This is a genomic window from Demequina sp. NBRC 110053, from assembly GCF_002090095.1.
Taxonomy (GTDB): Bacteria; Actinomycetota; Actinomycetes; order Actinomycetales; family Demequinaceae; genus Demequina.
Window position 1 is genome coordinate 1,024,416 of record NZ_BBRJ01000002.1, and the last position, 20,616, is coordinate 1,045,031.

The window sequence follows — 20,616 nt, forward strand, 5'->3', positions numbered from 1 at the left end:
AAGTCTGCTGGCCTGCGTCCGCACGGAAGCCAGCCCACGCATCGGCGCTCCCCACGCTCCATACTGAACTGGTCCGCACGCACGTAGAGGAGACCAGCATGGCCCACGGCGACATCACTCACATCGACATCCCCGTGTCCGACATGGAGCGGGCGAAGGCGTTCTACTCCACGCTGTTCGGCTGGCAGATCTCCGCGCCGCCCGGCTTCGAGGGGTATCCGATGTGGCAGGCTCCCAACACGATCAGCGGAGGAGGGCTCGCACCGCGCTCGGAGGACTTCGCCCAGCCGCGCAGCTACGTCGAGGTGGACTCCATCGACGACACCCTGGCACTCGCCAAGGAGCACGGCGCGACCGTCGTGATGGAGAAGTCGGAGATCACCGAGACCAGCTGGTGGGCCGTCATGACGGACCCGGACGGCAACGTCATCGGGCTGTACGAGGGCACCACCGACGTGGGCGAGGGCTGATCACACCTCGCGCACGCCCACGACCTCCCCGAACAGCTCCTCCCCCGTGCGCACGAAGCCACACTTGAGGTAGAACTCCTCGGGCCCGTCATCGCCGGGCTCCCACAGCACCGTGATGCGCCCGACCCCTCGGCGACGCGCCTCGTCGACCACCTGCTCGACCGCGAAGCGGCCCACGCCCCGGCCGCGCGCCTCGTCCGCGACGTTGAGCCGCCAGATGCCGGCCCTGAACGCCTCATACTCGTTGTCGGGATCCCAGTTCGCCATCACGAAGCCCACCACCTGGTCGCCGTCGACGATGAGCCGCGGCCACGCGGTGGGCGTCACGTAGGCCTCGGCGAGCGAGTACACCACCGGCGCGACCGTCGACCGCTCACCCGGGGCCGGCGGCAGCGCGACGGCTCGGTCCAGATTGTCGGGCGTGATGTCGATGAGAGCGAGGGCCATGCCAACACCGTACGTCGACGCACCCGCTTGCGGTCCGCTTCCGCGCTCGCGCTCGCCGGGTCAGCTCGTCGAGGCGATGGCGGCGGCCGAGGTCACGGACGTCAGCGCGACGGTCGCAGCCGCGAGCCCGACGGCGCGTCCGACGCCTTGTGCACCCCAGTCGCCCTTCTCGAGCTGCTTGCCCCGGCGGTGAACGTCCCCCGACCAGGGAATCTCCCGGTGGAGCGCATACAGGGAGCCGTTCGCGGACAGCAGCGCGCCGATCACCGCGATGCGGGGGTTCGGCTCGACGCCGTCGACGAAGACGGGCCTGAGCTGCTCCATGAGCACCTGGCGTCTGCCGGTGCCGCCGTCCGCGAGCGTGGTCGTGGGGAAGATCTTGAGGAAGCGTCCCTTGCTCCGCGTCACATGACCGTTCTCGACCAGTCGGTCGAGCACGGGCGTGCGCAGGCTCGGGCCTACCGCGGCGAGCAGGGTGTGAACCCTCTGGGGCTTCGCGGCGATGCGGTCCCACGTGTCCTGGAGAAGCGGGTCCGCTGGCGGCTCACCCGACGCGGTCACGGCAGCCGACAGCGCCGAGCGCGACTGGTCGAGCGCGATCCTCTCGTCGAGCGCGAGCTCCGACAGGATCGCGCCGGCGAGCGGATAGAACAATGTGCCCTCTCCGTGGATGTGCCCAGTGCGCGGTTCGAAGAGGACGAGCATCAGATCCTCGGCGATGGTGGGCTCGCCGTGGTCGCGCCCGCCGACCTCACTGCTTGTCACCGCTGCCCTCCAGGCGCGACGAGTATCGCCGCTCACCTCGCCACGGTACGGGAGCGGCGTGCGCCCTCGCGTCCTTCCCGGGAGTGACCGCACGCGCCGCCGCATGGGGGAACGCCCGGTGGCACGCCGCTCGCGACTGGGGACGCACGGCCACGCGCCGGGCCGAGAACCTGGAGCCCCGCCCACGCCAACTAGCCTGAGGCCATGGCCACGACCACCACGCGCAGCACCCCGCGTGCCGCGTGGGCCATCCCTGCCGCCGCATCGTTCATCTACCTCGTCGCGGTCGTGCAGCGCACGTCCCTGGGTGTCGCGGGGGTCGAGGCGCTCGACAGGTTCGGGGTCGAGGCGATCGGGCTGTCGATGCTGTCGGTGGTGCAGATCAGCGTCTACGCCTCGCTGCAGCTCCCGGCCGGGGTGCTGCTCGATCGGTTCGGACCCCGCCGCATGCTCGCTTTCGGGTCGCTGATGATGGGGGTGGGCCAGCTGGCACTCGCTCTCGCCGACAACCTGTGGTGGGCGATCGCCGCGCGCGCACTCATAGGCGCTGGCGATGCTCCCGTCTTCATCGCCGCGACGCGCCTGGTCTCGGAGTGGTTCCCGCCGCGCAGGGCTCCGCTCATGGTGCAGATGGTGGGGATGCTCGGCCAGGTGGGGCAGATCGCGAGCGCCATCCCGGTCGCGTGGCTGCTCCACGAGAGCGGGTGGAGCGCCGCGTTCTCGATCCTCGCCGCGCTCGGGATCGCCGCGGCGGCGATCGCACTGTGGCAGATCCGCATGCCCTTGAGCGATGATGGGCACCACGCCGTGCCGTCGGTGCCGGGCGCGTCGGGAGAGGTCGCTCCGGCTGGTCGTGCCTCGTCCCCCCAGAGGACCGATGCGCCGGTCACCGTTTGGGACGCCGTCCGCGCCCCTGGGGTGAGGCTGGGCTTCTGGACTCATTGGACGGGGCTGTTTCCCGCGAACACCGTCGCCTTCCTGTGGGGCGTGCCGTTCTTCGTGCAGGGTCAGGGGCTCAGCGCAGCGCAGGCCTCTGGCCTGCTCACCTTGCTCGTGGTCACCAACCTGGTGAGCGCGCCGATCATCGGCGCACTCACGGCCAGGCACCCGCTGCGACGCTCGTGGCTGAGCCTCGGGACCGCGACGGCGATGGCGCTGGCGTGGGCGACGGTGCTGATTCCGGCGGAGCCTCGCCCGCTGTGGCACCTCGCCGCGCTCGTCGTGGTGCTAGGCCTGTGCAACCCGGCGGCGCTGGTGGGCATGGACTATGCGCGCACGTTCGGAGTGCAGGGCCGACTCGGCACGGCGACGGGCTTCGTGAACATCGGCGGCTTCGCGGCCACCGTGCTGTCGATCGCCCTGGTGGGCGCGGTGCTCCAACTGGTCTCGCCGAGCGGCTCGCAGTACGGCCTGGACGACTACCGGATCGCGCTCGCGGCCATGGCGGTGCCGTGGCTCATGGGCGTGATCGGCATTCTCAGCGCGCGGCGGCGCACGCGCCAGGAGATGGCTGCCCGGGGCCAGGTGGTCCCGCCGATTCGTCAGGCGCTGCGCGAGGGCCGGCGGCTGTGACGATCCGCCGGCCCTCGCGCGCTCAGGGCAGGTCAGTCCCAGGGAGCACGAGGCCGTCGAACACGGCGAAGTGCGGACCGTGAACGCGCCCGTCGAGCTCCGTACGACCGTCCTCATGCCGTCGGTACAGCGGGAGCCTGCACTCGGGGTCCGTGCAAATCGCAGTGGCGCCTGGGATCGTTCCTGCGAGCAGGCGGTCGGTCCAGACGGCCCAGACGACCTGGCCGACGGTGAGAGCGAGACCCTGCCCGCCCGGCCACGGCAACCGTCGTCCGAACGGCTCCTGCACGGTGACCCCCACGCCGGCGGCGACGACGGTGCGCAGTCCCGGCTGCGGCTGGCGCGGCCCCTCTGGCCACCACGGCAGTCGGTGGACCTGGGTGGCGATGGGCAAGGTCTCGATAGCGGGCTGGGTCGTGCTCATGGCGAGTTCTCCTGACGTCCGTGCTTCCCGGCGCCGGTCGACGACGGGCGGATCTTCCTCCGGGGGCACCGTGAACGGGTCGCGGTTGCCAGGCGGCCAGCCGGAGGGCTTGGGGCCGCACTTCTTGATCCGCCCACACCGTATCGCGGGCCCCTGACAGCCGCCGCAATCCCGCGAGCCCCGCAGCCGCATCGGCCCTTTTCGATCGGGCGTAGGTTGGGATCATGACGACTCCTGCACTGACCCTCAACGACGGCCATGACATCCCGGCGATCGGCTTCGGCACCTACCCCCTCAAGGGCGATGAGGCGCATGACGCGATCACCTCGGCGCTGGACACCGGCTACCGGCTGCTCGACTCGGCCGTGAACTACGGCAACGAGGCGGAGGTCGGCAAGGCCGCGCGCGACTGGCTGAAGGCCAACGGCGTGGACCGCGACCAGCTCACCGTCCAGACCAAGCTGCCCGGGCGCCATCACGACTACGAGTCCGCGCTCGACTCGGGAATGGAGTCGCTGGAGCGACTGGGCCTCGACCGGATCGACGTGCTGCTGATCCACTGGCCCAACCCCATCACAGGCAAGTATCGAGACGCGTGGCGCGGCCTGGTCGAGCTGCAGCGACGGGGCGTGGTGCGGACCATCGGGGTCTCGAACTTCACGGCGGATCACCTGAGCGACATCGTCGACGACACCGGCGTCACCCCGGCCATCAACCAGATCGAGCTGCACCCCTACTTCACCCAGGAGCACATGCGCGCAGTGCATGCCGACCGCGGAATCCTGACGCAATCATGGTCGCCGCTGGGCAAGCGGCAGGCTCCGTTCGAGGAGTCCGCGGTCGCCGATGCGTCTGCGGCCCACGCGGTCACGCCCGCCCAGGCGATCCTGCGGTGGCAGGTCCAGCTGGGCAGCGTGCCGCTGCCCAAGTCAGCCACTCCCGAGCGACAGGCGGACAACCTCGACGTGTTCGGCTTCGAGCTCACCCAGGAGGAGATGGACGCCATCAGCGCCCTGCACCGTGAGGATGGCCGCCTCTTCGGCGGCGATCCGAACACGCACGAGGAGATGTAGGCGAGGGCTCACGCCGCGCGTGCGTTCAGCTCCTCCAGGGCAGTCAGGGCGCGCGAGGCGGCGTCCGGGCGGCGCAACATGCGCGCGTGCTGGTGGTAGCCCACGATCACGCACCACATCTCGAACGCGTACTGCGCCAGGTCCAGGTCGGCACGAAAGTGCCCCTCGTCGATGGCGATCCCGGCCGCGCGCTCGACCGCGGCCACCATCCGTCCGATGTGGTGAGCGGTGCGGTCACGCACCGGCCCCTCGCGGTCGTCGTAGTCGGATGCGGCGGCGATGAAGGGGCATCCCCCCGGAAGCACGTCGGTCTCCCACTGCATCCACAGGCGCTGGATGGCCTCGATGCGCGGCAGCCCGCGCGGGGCTCGCAGCGCGGGCACCATCACCGCGTCGATGAACCGATCCGCACCTGCGTCCAGCACGGCGCACTGCAGGTCCTCCTTCGACGCGAAATGGGCGTACAGCCCGGACTTCGACATTCCGGCGCGGTCGGCCAGGGTGCCGATCGTGAGCGACTCGAGACCGAGCTCGCTCGCGATGTCCAGTCCATGCGCGAGCACTGCGGCTCGAGTCACGGTTCCCTTGCGTGGCTGGGTGGTCCGCATGGGCGCGAGCCTAGTGCCAGCCGCGGCGCAGATCCGCGTCGATCTCCGCCGGGTCCAGCTGGAGATCGACGTCGTACAGGTCCAGCGTCCAGCGGCGGGTGAGGCGGTCGAGACTCCGCGCGATGATCCCTCGGCGCGGTCGGCGTCCGAGGTCGCCGCGCTCGGGCCGGGCAGATGAAGGGTCGAGCCTCGTGACTCGGGGCACGGCCCCTGTCGGGGCGTCCTGCGGTCGTACTGGTGCCTGCGCGGTGGACGTATGCGAGGCGGTGGTGGGTCCATGAGCCATGCGCAAAAAATAGCACGACCGTTCGTTCTTGCGCAGCCGCTCAGGAATGCGACGCCCCGCTCGACTCCCCGCGCAACCCGTTCCGCATTGACATACCTAGAACTGCTATGCATACTTCCTCGAGGGATGCTGCCGCGTCCCAGAAGGAGGCGACCCATAGACATCCCCAAGGACCTCGTGGCGGCCAGCGCCGCGCCACTGGTGCTGAGCATCCTCGCCGAGGGAGACAGCTACGGCTACGCGATCATCAAGCGCGTGGGCGAGCTGTCCGGGGGCGAGCTCGAATGGACCGACGGCCTGCTGTACCCGCTGCTGCACCGCCTCGAGCGGCAGGGCCTGGTCGACAGCCGCTGGGGCGCGTCCGAGACCGGCAGGCGCCGCAAGTACTACGCGCTCACCGATCCCGGGCGTGGCGCGATCGCCCAGCACCGCGCGCAGTGGTCGACGGTCGCGGCGGCGCTCGAGGCGGCCTGGGACAAGGCGCGCGTCGAGCTGCGGTCGGCCGGCCCCGCGGGAGCCCGCGCGTGAGCGCGCCGGAGCTGTCCTCGCTCGACGACCAGGTGGCGCTGTGGCGAGGCCACATGGAGCGTCGTGGCGCCGTTGACGGGCGCGATGTCGACGAGCTCGAGGATCACCTTCGCGGCCACATCGAGGCGCTCACCGCGGCAGGCCTGTCCGAGGAGGAGGCCTTCCTCGTCGCCGTCAAACGCCTGGGCAGCCAGGACGCGATCGCGCATGAGTTCGCCCAGGAGAACTCGCGGCGGCTGTGGAAGCAGCTGGTCCTCGGCGGCGCGCCTTCGCGCCCGGCCGATGCGCGGGCCGGGGGCCTCGCGGCCGTCGCCTTCGCGGTCGCGGGAGGCCTGCTCGCACGTCTTACCGTCGCGGTGGACGCGTCGGAGGAGTTCTGGCTTCGCAACGTCTCGCTGATCGGCTTCGCCGCCCTCATCGCGTACCTGCTGTGGAGGCGCCCGCCATCGCGCGGCGTGCTCGCGGCCACCCTGGTGTGCTTCGCCGTGGTCGCGGCCGCCGCCAACGCGATCCCGCTCACGACGGGTTCCGACGCACTCGTCGTGACCGCCTTGCACGTCCCGATCCTCACCTGGCTGGTGGTGCTGCTCGCGTACACGGGCGACCGCTGGCGCACCGTCGACGGACGCATGGACGCGGTGCGCTTCACCGGCGAGTGGGTGATCTACATGGCGCTGCTCGCGATCGGCGGCGGCGTCCTGACCGCCGTCACCCTCGGCGTCTCGAGCGCGGCGGGTGTGGACGCCGCTCACGTCGTGGAGTCGTGGATCCTGCCGATCGCCGCGGCGGGCGCCGTCGTGATCGCCGCGTGGCTCGTAGAGTCCAAGCAGTCCGTCATCGAGAACATGGCTCCCGTGCTTGCCCGCGTGTTCACGCCGCTGTTCGCGCTGACCTTCGCGGCGCTGGTGGTCGTGGTGCTGGTGGGCGGTTCGCCCGGCGCCCTTGACCGCGACACGCTGCTGATCTGCGACGGCGTGCTGATCATCGCCGTCGGCCTGATCCTCTACAGCCTCACCGCGCGGCCCGACGGTGCGCGAGCCGGGTGATTCGAGCGGGTGCAGCTCGCGCTCGTCGCCGGCGCCCTGACGATCGACGCGATCGCCCTCGTCAACATCGTCAGCCGCATCGACGACGGCGGCTGGACCCTCAACCGTGTGACGGTGCTTGGAGTCAACCTGATCCTGCTGGTCAACCTGGCCGTCACGGCTTGGCTGCTGGTGCGCCTGCTGCGCTCCCGACCGGGCGCGGCACACGCGCTCGCACGCTGGCAGACAGGGCTACTGCCGGTCTACGGCGCGTGGGCGCTGGCCGCGATCCTCCTCCTGTCGCCGCTGCCGGGCCTCGTCTAGCAGCGCGACCCGCCCCGCGCATCGGCCCTCAGCGTGGTGGTCGGTTCTCGCTCATCTAGCGCGTTAGGTGCGCGAGTTGGGCCCAATTCGCGCACGTAGGGGCGGTAGGCGAGCGAGAATCGACCACCAGGGCGGCGACCTACGAGTCCTGCTCGGCCTCCATCGCCGCGACGAACTCGCCCTTGGAGGACTGCCAGCCGTCCTCGTTCATGCCAGTGCGCCAGTACCCGGAGATCGACACGTGCTCGCGGGGCACGCCTCGCTCGTTGAACAGGTAATGGCGCAGCGGCTTGATCATGTCCGCGTTGCCGTGCACGAACGCCTCGAGGTCGCCGTCGGGGAAGTCGGCGGTCTGCACGGCGTAGGTGAGGGCCTCGCCGTACCCCAGGCCGTGGGCGTCGCGCTCGACCCAGTGGACGATCGTGTTGTCGGTCACGGGGAGTTCCTGACGGGACGCGGCGTCGGGCACCTCGAGGAACACCTCGGCGCGCGCGTGGCTCGGCAGCGCCTCGAGCGCGGCAGCGATGGCCGGCAGGGCGGAGTCGTCGCCCACGAGCAGGTGCACCTGGGCGTCGCCGCGTGGGGCCCACGCTCCACCGGGCCCCTTGAAGCTGATCTCGGCGCCAGCCTTCGCGTCGCGCGCCCACGGGCCGGCCAGCCCCTCGTCGCCGTGGATCACGAAGTCGAGCGCCATCTCGCGCGCCTCGTGATCGAGCCAGCGAATGGTGTACGTCCGTGTCACGTCGCCGAAGATGATCTTGATGTAGTGATCCGTGTAGCTCAGCGGCGGGAGCTCGTCGATCGCAGGGCCGCCAGCGATGATGCGAACCATCGTGGGGCTGACCATCTCCTTGCGGAGAACGGAGACGGTGCGGGTGGGGCGGGGAGGGCGCTGGGGTGCAGACACCCGATCATGATAGGCACTCGCATCCTTGCGGCACCGCTGGGCTCTCGGGCGATGCGGCTCGCCAGGCCACGCCGCACGCCCTCGCCACTGCGGAGCGGCATAGTCTGCAGGCATGAGTCCCAGACGCTGGTCCCTCACGGCCCACATCACCGACGAGGACCACCGTGTCACCACGATGGAGCTGCTCTTCGACGTGGTGTACGTGTACGCGTTCATCCAGGTCACCAGCTGGATCGCGAGCGAGCACTCGTGGAGAGCGGTCGCCGAGGGCCTGGTCGTTCTCGCCGTGCTGTGGTGGGTGTGGATCGCGTGGACCTGGCTGGGCAACGTCATGCGCGCTGACCGGGGCCTGCCCCTTGCCGGCTTTATCATCGCCATGGTCGCGGTGTTCGGCATCGCCCTGACCATACGAGGCATCTGGGAGGCCGACGGCGGTTCGTTCGCGCCCATGGCCTTCGCAGCGTTCTACGTGGTGATCCGCGTGGTCCACGGTGCCGTGTACCTGTGGGGAGCCCGCGAGGACCGGAAGCTGCGGCGCCAGATCATGCTCACCACGGCGGCGTGGCTGCCGGCGGCGCTGCTGCTGTTCGTCGGCGCCCTGCTGCCGCCCGATCAGCGGCTGTGGTGGTGGGCCGGCACCGTCGCCCTCGATGTGGTCGCCACGTGGATCCTGTCCGTGCGAGGCCCAGGCTGGCGGGTGCAGTCGGGCTCGCACTTCGCCGAGCGATTCGACCTGCTGGTGATCCTCGCGCTCGGCGAGTCCGTGCTCGCCGTCGGCATCGCGGCCGCGAAGATCGACCCCACGCCGGAGCTGGTCGCGCTCGGCCTGCTCGGCGTGCTCGTCGCCGTCGCGCTGTGGTGGCCGTACTTCAAGGACGTGGGGCCGTCGCTGGAGGAGGCCCTCGAGGAGGCCGAGCCTCGACGCAAGGCCGACATCGCCCGCGACTCCTACACGTACCTCCACCTGCCGCTGCTCATGGGCATCATCCTGGTGGCGGCAGGGAACGAGGAGGCGGTGATCGCGCTCGAGAACGAGGAGGCCAGCGAGGCGGCGGCGCTGCTGATCAGCGCTGGCGCGGCGCTGTTCGCCGCCACCGCAGCGGTGCTCATGAGGCTCGCCGGCGCCACCTGGCACTGGCTCGCAGGCTCCGCAGCGTTCTTCGCGCTCGGAACCCTGTGGCTTCCCCTCCTCGACCCGACGGTCGCGGTCGCCGCGGCCGTGGTCGTGCTCGCCTTCGTCGGATGGCTGACTCCGGCCACCCGCCACCGGGAGCCGGTCGCCGTGGAGGCCGACGCGCACGGCGAGGGCGCCGCCTGACCCGGAGGGCGCCTCGGCTCGCCCACCGCGCCCGAAGCCCCTCGTACCGCTAGCGTGGACAGCGGAGGACATCAATGAGCGAGACCACGCCAACGACCACAGCCAGCACATCGATGACCCGTTCGACGCTCGCGAAGTGGGTGTTCTGGCCGTCGGCGGCGATCATCCTGAGCTTCTGCGCGTTCGCGATCATCGCGCCCACCGCGGCCGAGAGCTTCTTCGACGCCATCCAGTCCGGCATCATCAACTCGTTCGGCTGGTACTACGTGCTGATCGCGGCCTTCTTCGTCGTGTTCGCGCTCGTCATGGGCTTCAGCAAGTTCGGCAACATCAAGCTGGGGCGCGACGACGACAGGCCGCAGTTCTCGATGTTCTCCTGGTTCGCGCTGCTGTTCGCCGCCGGAATGGGCATCGGCCTGGTGTTCTATGGCGTGTCAGAGCCGCTCGCCCACTACGCCGACCCCCGCCCCGGCGTCACCGGCACCCCGGAGCGACTCGCCCAGCAGGCCATGGCGCAGACGTTCCTCCATTGGGGCATCCACGCCTGGGCGATCTACATCGTCGTCGGCCTCGCGATCGCCTACGCCGTCCATCGCCGCGGGCGGCCGGTATCGATCCGCTACGCCCTCGAGCCGCTGCTGGGCAAGCGCATCAAGGGCGGATGGGGCAACGCGATCGACGTCACGGCCGTCGTCGGCACCCTCTTCGGAGTCGCCACCTCCCTCGGCCTCGGCGTGCTCCAGATCTCGTCCGGTCTCGAATCGGTCGACATCGCCGAGCCGACCACTCGCACCCAGATCATCCTCATCATCTGCATCACGATCGTGACCATCTTCTCGCTCGTCACGGGGCTGCAGCGCGGCATGAAGTGGCTGTCCAACATCAACCTCGCACTCGCGCTGTTCCTGCTGCTGTTCGTGTTGTTCGCCGGACCCACGGCGTTCCTCATGCGCGAGTTCGTCCAGTCCATCGGCGCGTACATCCAGGAGTTCATCGGGCTGGCGTTCAACGTCTCCGCGTTCCAGGGAGCCGCCGGCGAGGAGTGGCAGGCGAGCTGGACCACCTTCTATTGGGGCTGGTGGATCTCATGGGCCCCCTTCGTGGGCGTGTTCATCGCGCGCGTGTCCAAGGGCCGCACGGTGCGCGAGTTCGTATGGGGGATCCTGCTGGTGCCGACTCTGATCACCATGCTGTGGTTCTCGGTGATGGGCGGCACGGCGCTGTACGCCGAGCTGTACGAGGGCGGCGGCGTGCTGCTGCCGGACGGCTCGGTCGACTACAACGGCTCGCTGTTCTTCATGCTCGACCTGCTGCCTGGAGGGACGCTGCTCGCGATCGGCGCGATGATCCTCATCGCGGTCTTCTTCGTCACGAGCTCGGACTCTGGGTCGCTGGTGCTGTCGATGCTGACGACCGGAGGCGACGAGAGTCCCAAGCGCTGGATCCGCGTGTTCTGGGCGTGCACGACGGCGCTCGTGGCCATCGCGCTGCTGCTGTCGGGAGGGCTGTCAGCCCTGCAGACGGCCGCGATCATCACGGCGCTGCCGTTCTCGATCGTCATGATCGGGATGTGTCTCGCGACCATCAAGGCATTCAGGCGCGAGCACAGCGCCTTCCTGCGATCGAACCGCGAGGAGTTCGTCACGCACATCACCGAGTCCATCGGCGAGTCCTACGGCCTCGAGAGGTCCACCGACGCGCTGATCGACGTCGAGGGCGCCAAGACACCCCTTCCGCATCCCGGCCGCTGGCACCTGCCAGGCAGGCGCAGGAAGGACGCCGATGCGCGGGCAGGCTCGCCCTCCGACGGCGCCACTGGAGCGGGCGAGGTCGGCCGCGACGCGTACGTCACGGCCGGAGCGGGCGCGGCCGCCGGCGCCTCCGGCGGTGCTCCCGGGAGCGCCGAGGCGCAGGCGTGGGACGCGGCCTCCGCCGAGGCTGCGTCAGACTCGAACGCGACGTCGACCGAGGACCCAGCCGGCGCATCGGCGCCGCCCCGCGACACGCCCCCGCACGCCGACGTGTCGCCGGGGCCGGAGATCCCCGTCTCGCCCGGACCTGACGAGGGCGGCGTGCCGCCGAGCGCGGACGAGCAGGAGCAGGCGCCCACCTACGAGACCCTGCACACCGACCAGATCGTGCGGCCGCTGCCGGAGGAGCCCGACTCCTAGGAGTGACGCGCGACCGCCGGGCGCCCTGGCAGTCGGGACCTGCTACAGCCCCTGCGCGAGGCGGTAGTACGCCTTGTTCCAGCGCACCTGATCACGGAAGCCGCGCGCGGTGGTGTCCTCATCGATCTCGAGCAGCTCGATCTGCGCGATCTCCGCGAAGTCGCGGAACACCTCGATGCCCACCGCGGTGGTCATGACGGTGTGGTGCGCGGCGCCGGCGGTCAGCCAGCACTCGGCGCTCGTCGCGAAGTCCGGCGCCGGCTTCCACACCGCGCGGCCCACGGGCAGCTGCGGCAGGTCGGGCGCCTCGACGTTCTCGACGACGTTGGCGACCAGACGGAAGCGCTCGCGCATGTCGGACATGGCAACCACCAGGGCCGGCCCAGGGTCCGCGGTGAACACCAGGCGCACCGGGTCCTCCTTGCCGCCGATGCCCAGCGGGTGGATCTCGAGACGCGCCTTCGTGGTCGACAGCGACGGCGACACCTCGAGCATGTGAGCGCCCAGGATGCACTCCTCGCCCGGGACGAGGTCGTAGGTGTAGTCCTCCATGAGGCTCGCGCCGCCCGGCAGCCCCGCGCCCATGACGTTCGCGACACGGACGAGGATCGCGGTCTTCCAGTCGCCCTCGGCGCCAAAGCCGTAGCCCTCCGCCATGAGGCGCTGCACCGCGAGTCCCGGCAGCTGCTTGAGCCCGCCCAGATCCTCGAACGAATCCGTGAAGGCGTGGAAGCCGCCGCCCTCGAGGAAGGAGCGAAGTCCCACCTCGATGGCCGCGGCGTCGCGCAGCGACTGGTGGCGATCGCCGTCGGGCAGCAGCTCCTCGGCGACCTCGTAGCTCGCGAGGTAGTCCTCGATGAGCGCGTCCACCTGGTCGTCGGTCGCGGCCTCGACGGCGTCGACCAGCTCGTTGACGCTCCAGGTGTTGACCTGCACGCCCAGGCGGATCTCCGCCTCCGTCTTGTCGCCCTCGGTAACCGCGACCTGACGCATGTTGTCGCCGAAGCGCGCGAGCTTGAGCGTGCGCACCGCGGCCCAGCCGGCACACGCGCGCTGCCAGGAGTCGATCCTGGCGACCACCGCGGGGTTGGACACGTGGCCCACCACGGTCTTGCGCGGGATCGCCATCCTGGACTGGATGTAGCCGAACTCGCGGTCGCCGTGCGCCGCCTGGTTGAGGTTCATGAAGTCGAAGTCGATGTCCTCCCACGGGAGCTCGACGTTCGCCTGCGTGTGGAGGTGCAGCAGCGGCTTGGCGAGCGCGTCGAGGCCCGTGATCCACATCTTGGCGGGGCTAAACGTGTGCATCCACGCGATCACGCCGATCACGTCGTCGCGCGCATTGACCTCGAGCGCGAGCCTGCGGATGGACTCAGTGTCCTTGAGGACCGGCTTCCACACGACCCTGACGGGCAGCCCGTCCAGGCCGGCGACGACCTCCTGCGACTGCTCGGCGACCTGGCGCAGGGTCTCCTCGCCGTAGAGGTTCTGGCTGCCGGTGACGAACCAGATCTCGTACTGCTCGAGCGTGGGCTGGGGCATGAGGGCTCTCCTTGGGTGTGACGCGTCAGAGGGCCGATGCCGCGGCGCGCTCGATCTCGAGCCCCGCGCGGTAGCGGTCCAGGTAGGTGGCGTACCCGGCCACGTCGGCCGGATCGGGGTCGACGATGGACACGGCGGCGTCCGCGAAGACCGTGCTGTCGAGGTAGGTGGGGAGGTCGGATCCGCCGGAGCCGTCGACCTTGGCGGCGCGGAACGCCGCGAGCACCGCCATGCCCCAAGCGCCGCCCTCGGCTGCGGTGTCGCCCACGGCGACGGGTGCACCCACGGCGGCGGCGAGGAACCGCTGCGCGACACCGGCTGTGCGGAAGATGCCGCCGTGGGCGACCATCCTGTCCACGGCGACGCCCTCGCCCGCGAGCACCTCCATGCCGAGGCTCAGCGTGCCGAACATGCCATAGACCTGAGCTCGCATGAGGTTCGCGAGCGTGAGCCGGCTGTCGGGCGTGCGGACGATCAGCGGTCGGCCCTCGGGCAGGTCGGCGATGGGTTCGCCTGCGAGCGTGTTGAAGGCGAGGATGCCGCCGGCGTCCGCCTCGGCTTCGAGCGCCTGGGTGAGCAGCGTACGGAAGACGGCGTCCGCATCGGCCGGCTGTCCGCTCGCCGCGGCGAACTCGCCGAACAGCGCCGCCCAGGCGCCCAGCTCGGAGGCACCGTTGTTGCAGTGCACCATGGCGACCGCGTCCCCAACTGGCGTGGTGACGAGGTCGAGCTCCTCGTGGACGTTCGCGAGCGCCTTCTCGAGCACGACCATGGCGAAGATCGACGTGCCGGCGGACACGTTCCCGGTGCGCGGCGCGACGGCGTTGGTCGCGACCATGCCGGTGCCGGCGTCGCCCTCGGGCGGCGCGAGCGGCACCCCGGCCCGCAGCGAGCCCGTGGGGTCGAGCAGTGCTGCGCCCTCGGCGGTGAGGCTGCCGGCCTCCTCGCCGGCGACGCGCACATGTGGCAGCAGCGCGCGCACGTCGACGCGACCCGCGGCGAGCGTGTCGTAGGCGTCGAGCATCGCGGCGTCGTAGTCGCGCGTCGCAGAGTCGATGGGGAACATGCCGGACGCGTCGCCGACCCCCAGCACCTTCTCGCCCGTGAGCCGCCAGTGCACGTACCCGGCGAGGGTCGTGATGTGGTCGACGTGCGGCACGTGAGGTTCGCCGTCGATGACCGCCTGGTGCACGTGGGCGATCGACCAGCGCAGCGGAATGTTGACGCCGAGGGCGTCCGTGAGGGCCGATGCGGCCGTGCCGGTGCTGGTGTTCCGCCAGGTGCGGAAGGGGGTCAGCAACTCGCCGTCCGCGTCGAAGGCCAGGTAGCCGTGCATCATCGCGCTGACGCCGATGGCGCCATAGGTGGTCGGGGCGACGCCGTGCCTCGCCTCGGCGTCCGCGACGAGCGCGGCGTAGGCGGCCTGGAGCCCGGTCCATACGTCCTCGAGCGCGTACGTCCACAGCCCGTCGACGTACTGGTTCTCCCACGCGTGCGAGCCGACGGCGAGCACCTCCGCAGTGTCGGCGTCGATCAGACAGGCCTTGATCCTCGTCGACCCGAGCTCGATGCCCAGGCTCGTGCGGCCCCCAGCCAGCGCATCGGCGCTCATCAGGCAGTCTCGTCGTCGCGGCGGTCGTCCGAGGCCTGGCCGTACACGTTCTGGTAGCGCGCGTAGAGGGCGTCGATCGCCTCCTGCGGGATGGGGATGAGGTCGCCGCCCTGCTTCGCGATGTGGACCGTGCGAGCCACGTCCTCGAGCATGACGGCGGCCTTGACGGCGTCCTTCGCACTCGCGCCGATCGTGAACGGGCCGTGGTTCTGCATGAGCACGCCGCGCGAGCGGTGGCCCCGCAGGGTCTCGACGATGCCGCGGCCGATCGAGTCGTCGCCGATGATCGCGAATGGGCCCACGGGGATGGGGCCGCCGAACTCGTCGGCCATCGCGGTGATCACGCAGGGGATCTCCTCGCCGCGGGCGGCCCAGGCGACGCCGTACGTGCTGTGCGTGTGCACCACGCCGCCCACCTCGGGCATGTGGCGGTACACGTAGGCGTGCGCGGCGGTGTCGGAGGAGGGGCTCCGCTCAGAGCCTTCGCTGCCAGGGACGACGTTGCCGTCGAGGTCGCACAGGATCATGTTCTCCGGTGCCAGGTCGTCGTACGAGACGCCCGAGGGCTTGATGACGAAGAGGTCGGCGCTGGGGTCGTCTCCCACCCGCACTCTGCCGGAGACGTTGCCGCCGGTCCACACGATGAGGTGGTAGCGCACGAGCTCCGCATGCAGGGCCGCGACATCCTCGCGGACCTTCTGAATCGCGCCGTCGAGATCGGTCATGGGCTGAATGTTAACGTTCATGGCTGAGCGCGTCCACCCCACTCCCGCCGCCGTGCGCCCTGCGAGGTTCTGAGTGCCGGGGCGTGCCGGCTCTGGGCACTCAGAGCCTGCCAGGGCGCGGCGCGAACGTGACCGCCTCCCCAGGGCGCAGTTGAGCGGCGCGCGCGACGGATTCCTGCGTGAGGACGCCGATCGCCGGGTACCCGCCCGTGGTCGGGTGATCAGCGAGGAAGATGACGGGCATGCCGCTGGGAGGGACCTGGATCGCGCCGAGCACCATCCCCTCGCTCGGCAGCTCGTCCTCGCGCGCCCGGGCGAGCGGCTCGCCGGCGAGCCTCACTCCTACTCGGTTGGAGTCGCCGGTCACCGTGTATGCGCTACCCGTCAGCGTCCTGCGGGCCTCGGCGGCGAACCACTCCTCGCGGGGGCCCCACGTGAAGTCCAGTTCCACAGCCGTTGCGCTGGCGCGGTCGGCGTCCGAGCCGGAGACCGCGATGGAGCGCAGTGCGGCGAAGGCGTCGTCATCGAGCGGCGGGGCCGGTCCGGTGGGCACGCTCGCACCGTCGCGCAACGGCTCCGGCCCGAGGCCGGACAGGACGTCCGTCGACCGGCTGCCCAGCACGGGCTCGACGGCGATCCCGCCTCGAATCGCGACGTAGGTGCGCAGGCCATCGGCCGCGGCTCCCACCTCCAGGAGCTGTCCTGCAGCCAGTCGGATCGGAGCGCCGTGGGGAGCAGGAACATCACCCACCCACACCGGCGCGCGGGCGCCGGTCACCGCCACGACGGCGGAGCCGCCGACGCGGAGCGCGCACCCGTCGAGGGTGCTCTCGAGCACGGCGATGTCGGGATCATTGCCCACGAGCGCGTTCGCCCGGGCGGCGGCGGGCGCGTCTGCCGCTCCCGACCTCGGCACCCCCAGGTGCGCATGACCGCCGCGGCCCTGATCCTGCACGGTGGTGAGCGCTCCGGCGCGGACCACCTCGATGGCGCTCCCACCTCCGGCCCGCCCCGAACTCACAGGCGAACTGCTCAGGCCCGACGCCGTCTCCGCACGGTTCTCGCCGCCGTCATCCGGTTCATCTGCGAGCTCGGCTCGGTCGCGTGCCCCCGATGCCTCGACGAACCGCACGCGGGTCCCCGGAGCGAGCAGCGCCGGCGGGTCGCGCCGCTCGTCCCACAGCACCGCGTCCACGGCTCGCCCGACGAGCTGCCAGCCGCCGGGAGAGGCACGGGGGTAGATGCCCGCGTAGGTGCCGGCGAGCCCGAGGGCGCCCGCTGGCACCCGCGTGCGCGGCGACTCGCGGCGCGGCACTCGCCACGCAGCAGGCAGACCCGCCAGGTACGCGAACCCCGGTGCGAACCCGCTGAACGCGACGCGCTGCTCGGTGGCGAGCAGCCGCGCGACCACCTCGTCGGAGCTCACGTCCCAGAGGCGCGCGACATCCTCGAGGTCGGGACCGTCGAAGACGACGGGCACCGTCACGACCGGGCCATCGTCGGCCGGCACCGGGGCGAGGTCCCACCCTGCGATCTCCGCCGCGAGCGCGCCCGGCTCGAACCCGTCGATGCCGTCCACGAGCACCGTCGTCGCCCCCGGCACGACCTCGCGCGCCGTCCAGTCGCCGCCCGACAGGGATCGCAGCCGTCGCGCGAAGGCCGTCACCTGGCCGGCGTCGAGCCCGTCCACGAGCAGCGCACCGGCGCCGACCATCCGCACGTCCGTCACCGCAGAGGCCTCGCCACGTCTGGCCCCGCGCTTGAGCCGAGCGGGCCACGGCCAGCCGCGCTCACCCGGCGTCGCCGCCGTCGACCGGCGCGAATGGCTCGACCGCCACGCCGGCGTCGGCAAGCGCGGCTCGCACCCGCGCGGCCACCTGGACCGCATCGGGCGAGTCGCCGTGGACGCACAGCGACTGCGCCTCGATGGTCAGCGGCGTGCCATCGAGGGCGGTGACCGTGCCGCCCGTCGCCATCGCGACCGCCCGGTCGACCACCGCATCGGCGCTGTCGACGAGCGCCCCTTCACTCGAGCGCGGAACCAAGGTTCCATCGGACAGATACGCGCGGTCCGGGAACGCCTCGGCGACAGCCGGCAGCCCGGCCGCCGCAGCGAGCCGCAGCACGGCGGATCCCGGCAGGCCGAGCACCGGCAGCGCGTAGCCCAGCGCCGTCGACGCGAGCAGCGCGCCGTCGACGACGGCCTTGGCCTGCTCGACATCGGTGACCACGCGGTTGTAGAGCGCGCCGTGCGGCTTCACGTACTCCACGCCGCCGCCAGCACCCGCCGCGAACACGTCGAGCGCGCCGATCTGGTAGGCGACCTCGGCCGCGAGCTCGGAGGCCGGAACGTCCATCGCCCGCCGCCCGAAGCCCGCCAGATCCCGGTAGGAGACCTGGGCGCCGATCGCCACACCGGCGGCCGCCGCATCGGCGCACACGGTGCGCATGGTGAGCGGGTCGCCGCCGTGGAAGCCGCACGCGACGTTCGCACTGGACACCGATTCGAGCAGCCCGGCGTCGTCGGTCAGGCTCCACCGCCCGAAGCCCTCGCCCAGATCCGCGTTGAGGTCGATCCTCATGCGCCCAAGGTAGCGCGCGGGAGGTCGGGCACAGGAATGCCCGGGGCCGCGAGCGCGTCACACGAGACATGGCTGCCGAGTATCGCGAGGGATCGCTGAGCCTCAAGGGAGCCGTGGCGATGGGCACCGGAGTGATGGTGGGCGCCGGGATGTTCGCCCTCACCGGCCAGGTCGCGGGTCTCGCCGGTCCGATGTTCCCCCTCGCGTTCCTCGCGGCCGCGGGGGTCGCCGCCCTGGGCGCCTATTCGTACGTCAAAGTCACCCGCAAGCATCCCGACGCAGGTGGCATCGCGATGATCCTCACCCAGGCCTACGGCCGCTCGACGGTGGCCGCCGGTTCGGCCATGCTGATGGCGCTGTCGATGGTCCTCAACGAGGCACTGGTGGCGCGCACGTTCGGCACCTACATCGTGGAACCGCTAGGGATTGGCGCCGGCTGGCTGATCCCGGTCCTCGCCGCGGTGGCGATCACCGCGGCGGTCGCGATCAATCTGGCCCGCAACGAGGCGATCGGCTGGCTGCAGACGGGCGGCGCGATCGTCAAGATCGGCGGCATCGGGCTGCTCGCAGTGGCGGCGATCGTCGCAGCGGGCGGCTCGTACGAGGCAGGGTCGGAGGGCCTGACCGCCGGCGCCAGTGCCGGAGGCTTCCTCGCTGCCACAGGACTCGCCGTGCTGGCGTACAAGGGCTTCACGACCATCACCAATGACGGCTCCGAGCTCCGCGATCCGGCCCGCAACGTGGGACGCGCGATCTGGATCTCGCTCGCGATCTGCGCGGTCGTCTACGTGGTGGTCGCCATCGGGGCCGGCTCCTCCCTCAGCGTCGACGAGATCGTCGAAGCCCAGGACTTCTCGCTCGCGGAGGCCGCGCGGCCTGCGCTCGGCGACGTCGGCGTGATCGCCACCGTCGCGGTCGCCGTGGTGGCGTGCCTCACCGGCCTGATCTCGTCCATGTTCGCCGTGTCACGGATGCTGACCATGGTCACGGACATGCGGATGATCCCCACCGCCACCTCGGGATGCCAGGGGACGTGCGCCACCACATCCTGGTCTACCTGGGCGTGACGGCCGCGCTGCTCGCCGTGAGCCTCGACCTGTCCCAGATCGCCGCCGTCGGCATCGTCTTCTACCTCATCATGGACATCGTCATCCACTGGGGCGTGCTGCGACGCCTGCGCAGCGAGGTAGATCCCAAGCCCGGCATCATCATCGCCGCGATCGCGGCCGACGCGGTGGTCCTCCTCGCCTTCACCGTCCTGCGAGGGATGGAGTCACCGTGGATGATCGCGGGCGCCTACGGCGCCGCCGCCGCGGTCTTCGCGTACGAGGCCTGGTACCTCAGGCGGCACCCCGAGCGCGACTCCAATGGATCCGGCGAGCACGAGTCGTCTTCCGCGGAGAGCGACGCGGACTGACCGAGCGCGCCCGACCCGGCACGCGCATCGGCGCTGCTAGCGGTACTCGGGGTTGGGGTGGCCGAACCGCTCCCCGTCCGTCCATGCCTCGGTCGAGTTGCCGCCCGACGGGAACCCGCCGCGGGACTTGAGCCACGCGGCCGTGTGCATGAGGTTCCATGCTTGAAAGGTGATGTTGCGCTGGGTGAACTCGGTCTCGGGCCCCCCCGAGCCTTCGTCGAGGTACGACGGCCCCGGGCCGATGGGACCGATCCAGCCCGCATCTGCGTTGGGAGGGATGGCGTAGCCGAGGTGCTGGAGCGAGTACAGGACGTTCATCGAGATGTGCTTCACGCCATCCTCGTTGCCGGTGACGATCACGCCTGCAGTGCGGCCGTAGAAGAGGAACTGACCGCGGTCATTGGTCTCGCCCGACAAGCCGTACAGGCGCTCGATCAGCCTGGTCGCGATCGATGACTTCTCACCCAGCCAGATGGGCGTGCCGACCACCAAGATGTCCGCCGCGAGGATGCGGCGGGACAGGTCGGGGAAGTCGTCGTGGTCGAGCCCTCCACCGGGGACGTCCTCGCGCATATCTGGGTAGACGCCGGGCGGCACGTCGTAGTCCACCAGCCGGATCTGGTCCACCTCGACGCCCTGACCCTGCATGATGCGCACGGAGTCCTCCATGAGCCCCTGCGTGTTGCTGAGCGCCGGGTTGGGCTTGAGTGTGCAGTTCACGAACACGGCCTTCAGGCCGGTGAAGTCGTGCTGCTGTGCTGTGTCGGTCATCGTCGCACCTCCTCCCGGTGCGACACTGGCCGGGCCCCGCCTATTCCGA

Annotated in this window: 22 protein-coding genes and 1 riboswitch; of the genes, 10 read left to right on the plus strand and 12 right to left on the minus strand. The window is 70.7% G+C overall.

Going from position 1 to position 20,616, the window contains the following annotated elements:
- Positions 1–98: 98 nt before the first annotated feature.
- Entirely contained in the window at positions 99–470 is a 372-nt protein-coding gene (locus B7K22_RS04865; protein WP_084038847.1) for a VOC family protein, read from the plus strand.
- Here the strand turns inward: B7K22_RS04865 and B7K22_RS04870 are convergent, their stop codons facing one another.
- The gene (locus B7K22_RS04870; protein WP_084038849.1) at positions 471–917 is read right to left on the minus strand and encodes a GNAT family N-acetyltransferase; all 447 of its coding nucleotides are present in this window, start codon (positions 915–917) and stop codon (positions 471–473) included. It abuts the gene before it with no gap.
- A 60-nt stretch (positions 918–977) separates the two neighbouring features.
- A complete protein-coding gene (locus B7K22_RS04875; protein ID WP_234983315.1) occupies positions 978–1,682 on the minus strand; it encodes a GPP34 family phosphoprotein in 705 nt (234 codons plus the stop codon).
- A gap of 204 nt (positions 1,683–1,886) precedes the next feature.
- On the opposite strand from B7K22_RS04875, the gene B7K22_RS04880 reads away from it, so the two are divergent.
- Positions 1,887–3,254 carry an MFS transporter gene (locus B7K22_RS04880; RefSeq protein ID WP_084038851.1) on the plus strand — a complete coding sequence of 456 codons (1,368 nt, stop codon included), beginning with the start codon at positions 1,887–1,889 and terminating at the stop codon, positions 3,252–3,254.
- 22 nt (positions 3,255–3,276) lie between these two features.
- On the opposite strand, the gene B7K22_RS04885 is transcribed toward B7K22_RS04880, so the two are convergent.
- Complete coding sequence (locus tag B7K22_RS04885; protein ID WP_084038853.1) at positions 3,277–3,678, minus strand: hypothetical protein; 402 nt, start codon at positions 3,676–3,678, stop codon at positions 3,277–3,279.
- A 15-nt stretch (positions 3,679–3,693) separates the two neighbouring features.
- A riboswitch (SAM riboswitch) is annotated at positions 3,694–3,808 on the minus strand.
- Between the two features lie 91 nt (positions 3,809–3,899).
- Between B7K22_RS04885 and B7K22_RS04890 the strand changes: the two genes are divergently transcribed.
- Positions 3,900–4,751: an aldo/keto reductase gene (locus B7K22_RS04890; RefSeq protein ID WP_144276238.1), complete on the plus strand. Its 852-nt coding sequence runs from the start codon at positions 3,900–3,902 to the stop codon at positions 4,749–4,751.
- An 8-nt stretch (positions 4,752–4,759) separates the two neighbouring features.
- On the opposite strand, the gene B7K22_RS04895 is transcribed toward B7K22_RS04890, so the two are convergent.
- Complete coding sequence (locus tag B7K22_RS04895) at positions 4,760–5,359, minus strand: TetR/AcrR family transcriptional regulator (RefSeq protein WP_084038857.1); 600 nt, start codon at positions 5,357–5,359, stop codon at positions 4,760–4,762.
- A 10-nt stretch (positions 5,360–5,369) separates the two neighbouring features.
- On the minus strand, positions 5,370–5,564 hold the full coding sequence (locus B7K22_RS04900) for a hypothetical protein (protein ID WP_084038859.1): 195 nt from the start codon (positions 5,562–5,564) through the stop codon (positions 5,370–5,372).
- A 207-nt stretch (positions 5,565–5,771) separates the two neighbouring features.
- Between B7K22_RS04900 and B7K22_RS04905 the strand changes: the two genes are divergently transcribed.
- The 3 genes from B7K22_RS04905 to B7K22_RS04915 are packed head-to-tail and all read left to right on the plus strand — an operon-like array spanning position 5,772 to position 7,522.
- Positions 5,772–6,173 (plus strand): PadR family transcriptional regulator, encoded by a 402-nt coding sequence (locus B7K22_RS04905; protein ID WP_371327652.1) that lies wholly within the window; start codon positions 5,772–5,774, stop codon positions 6,171–6,173.
- Complete coding sequence (locus B7K22_RS04910) at positions 6,170–7,219, plus strand: permease prefix domain 1-containing protein (RefSeq protein ID WP_084038861.1); 1,050 nt, start codon at positions 6,170–6,172, stop codon at positions 7,217–7,219. Before B7K22_RS04905 ends, B7K22_RS04910 begins: the two co-directional genes overlap by 4 nt.
- A 9-nt stretch (positions 7,220–7,228) precedes the next feature.
- A complete protein-coding gene (locus B7K22_RS04915) occupies positions 7,229–7,522 on the plus strand; it encodes a hypothetical protein (RefSeq protein ID WP_084038863.1) in 294 nt (97 codons plus the stop codon).
- 139 nt (positions 7,523–7,661) lie between these two features.
- Here the strand turns inward: B7K22_RS04915 and B7K22_RS04920 are convergent, their stop codons facing one another.
- The gene (locus B7K22_RS04920) at positions 7,662–8,429 is read right to left on the minus strand and encodes a siderophore-interacting protein (protein WP_234983316.1); all 768 of its coding nucleotides are present in this window, start codon (positions 8,427–8,429) and stop codon (positions 7,662–7,664) included.
- Positions 8,430–8,541: 112 nt separating this feature from the next.
- On the opposite strand from B7K22_RS04920, the gene B7K22_RS04925 reads away from it, so the two are divergent.
- Positions 8,542–9,747: a low temperature requirement protein A gene (locus B7K22_RS04925; protein WP_084038867.1), complete on the plus strand. Its 1,206-nt coding sequence runs from the start codon at positions 8,542–8,544 to the stop codon at positions 9,745–9,747.
- 113 nt (positions 9,748–9,860) lie between these two features.
- Entirely contained in the window at positions 9,861–11,918 is a 2,058-nt protein-coding gene (locus B7K22_RS04930) for a BCCT family transporter (protein ID WP_371327653.1), read from the plus strand.
- Positions 11,919–11,960: 42 nt separating this feature from the next.
- On the opposite strand, the gene araA is transcribed toward B7K22_RS04930, so the two are convergent.
- The 5 genes from araA to B7K22_RS04955 form a co-directional block, all read right to left on the minus strand.
- Positions 11,961–13,460, minus strand: coding sequence for an L-arabinose isomerase (gene araA, locus B7K22_RS04935; protein WP_084038869.1), 1,500 nt, complete (start codon positions 13,458–13,460; stop codon positions 11,961–11,963).
- A 25-nt stretch (positions 13,461–13,485) separates the two neighbouring features.
- Entirely contained in the window at positions 13,486–15,072 is a 1,587-nt protein-coding gene (locus B7K22_RS04940) for a xylulokinase (RefSeq protein WP_084038871.1), read from the minus strand.
- Positions 15,072–15,797 (minus strand): L-ribulose-5-phosphate 4-epimerase, encoded by a 726-nt coding sequence (locus B7K22_RS04945; protein ID WP_084038873.1) that lies wholly within the window; start codon positions 15,795–15,797, stop codon positions 15,072–15,074. The genes B7K22_RS04940 and B7K22_RS04945 overlap by 1 nt, the downstream gene beginning before the upstream one ends.
- Positions 15,798–15,897: 100 nt before the next feature.
- Entirely contained in the window at positions 15,898–17,526 is a 1,629-nt protein-coding gene (locus tag B7K22_RS04950; protein WP_159448762.1) for an urea amidolyase family protein, read from the minus strand.
- Positions 17,527–17,587: 61 nt separating this feature from the next.
- A complete protein-coding gene (locus B7K22_RS04955; RefSeq protein WP_084038877.1) occupies positions 17,588–18,379 on the minus strand; it encodes a LamB/YcsF family protein in 792 nt (263 codons plus the stop codon).
- A 68-nt stretch (positions 18,380–18,447) separates the two neighbouring features.
- Between B7K22_RS04955 and B7K22_RS04960 the strand changes: the two genes are divergently transcribed.
- Both B7K22_RS04960 and B7K22_RS12200 read left to right on the plus strand, forming a co-directional pair.
- Positions 18,448–19,446: an APC family permease gene (locus B7K22_RS04960; RefSeq protein WP_200807361.1), complete on the plus strand. Its 999-nt coding sequence runs from the start codon at positions 18,448–18,450 to the stop codon at positions 19,444–19,446.
- Positions 19,413–19,796 (plus strand): hypothetical protein, encoded by a 384-nt coding sequence (locus tag B7K22_RS12200; RefSeq protein ID WP_200807362.1) that lies wholly within the window; start codon positions 19,413–19,415, stop codon positions 19,794–19,796. The genes B7K22_RS04960 and B7K22_RS12200 overlap by 34 nt, the downstream gene beginning before the upstream one ends.
- 36 nt (positions 19,797–19,832) lie before the next feature.
- Here B7K22_RS12200 and B7K22_RS04965 read toward each other — a convergent pair whose 3' ends face one another.
- Entirely contained in the window at positions 19,833–20,567 is a 735-nt protein-coding gene (locus tag B7K22_RS04965; RefSeq protein ID WP_084038879.1) for a flavodoxin family protein, read from the minus strand.
- Between the last annotated feature and the right edge of the window lie 49 nt (positions 20,568–20,616).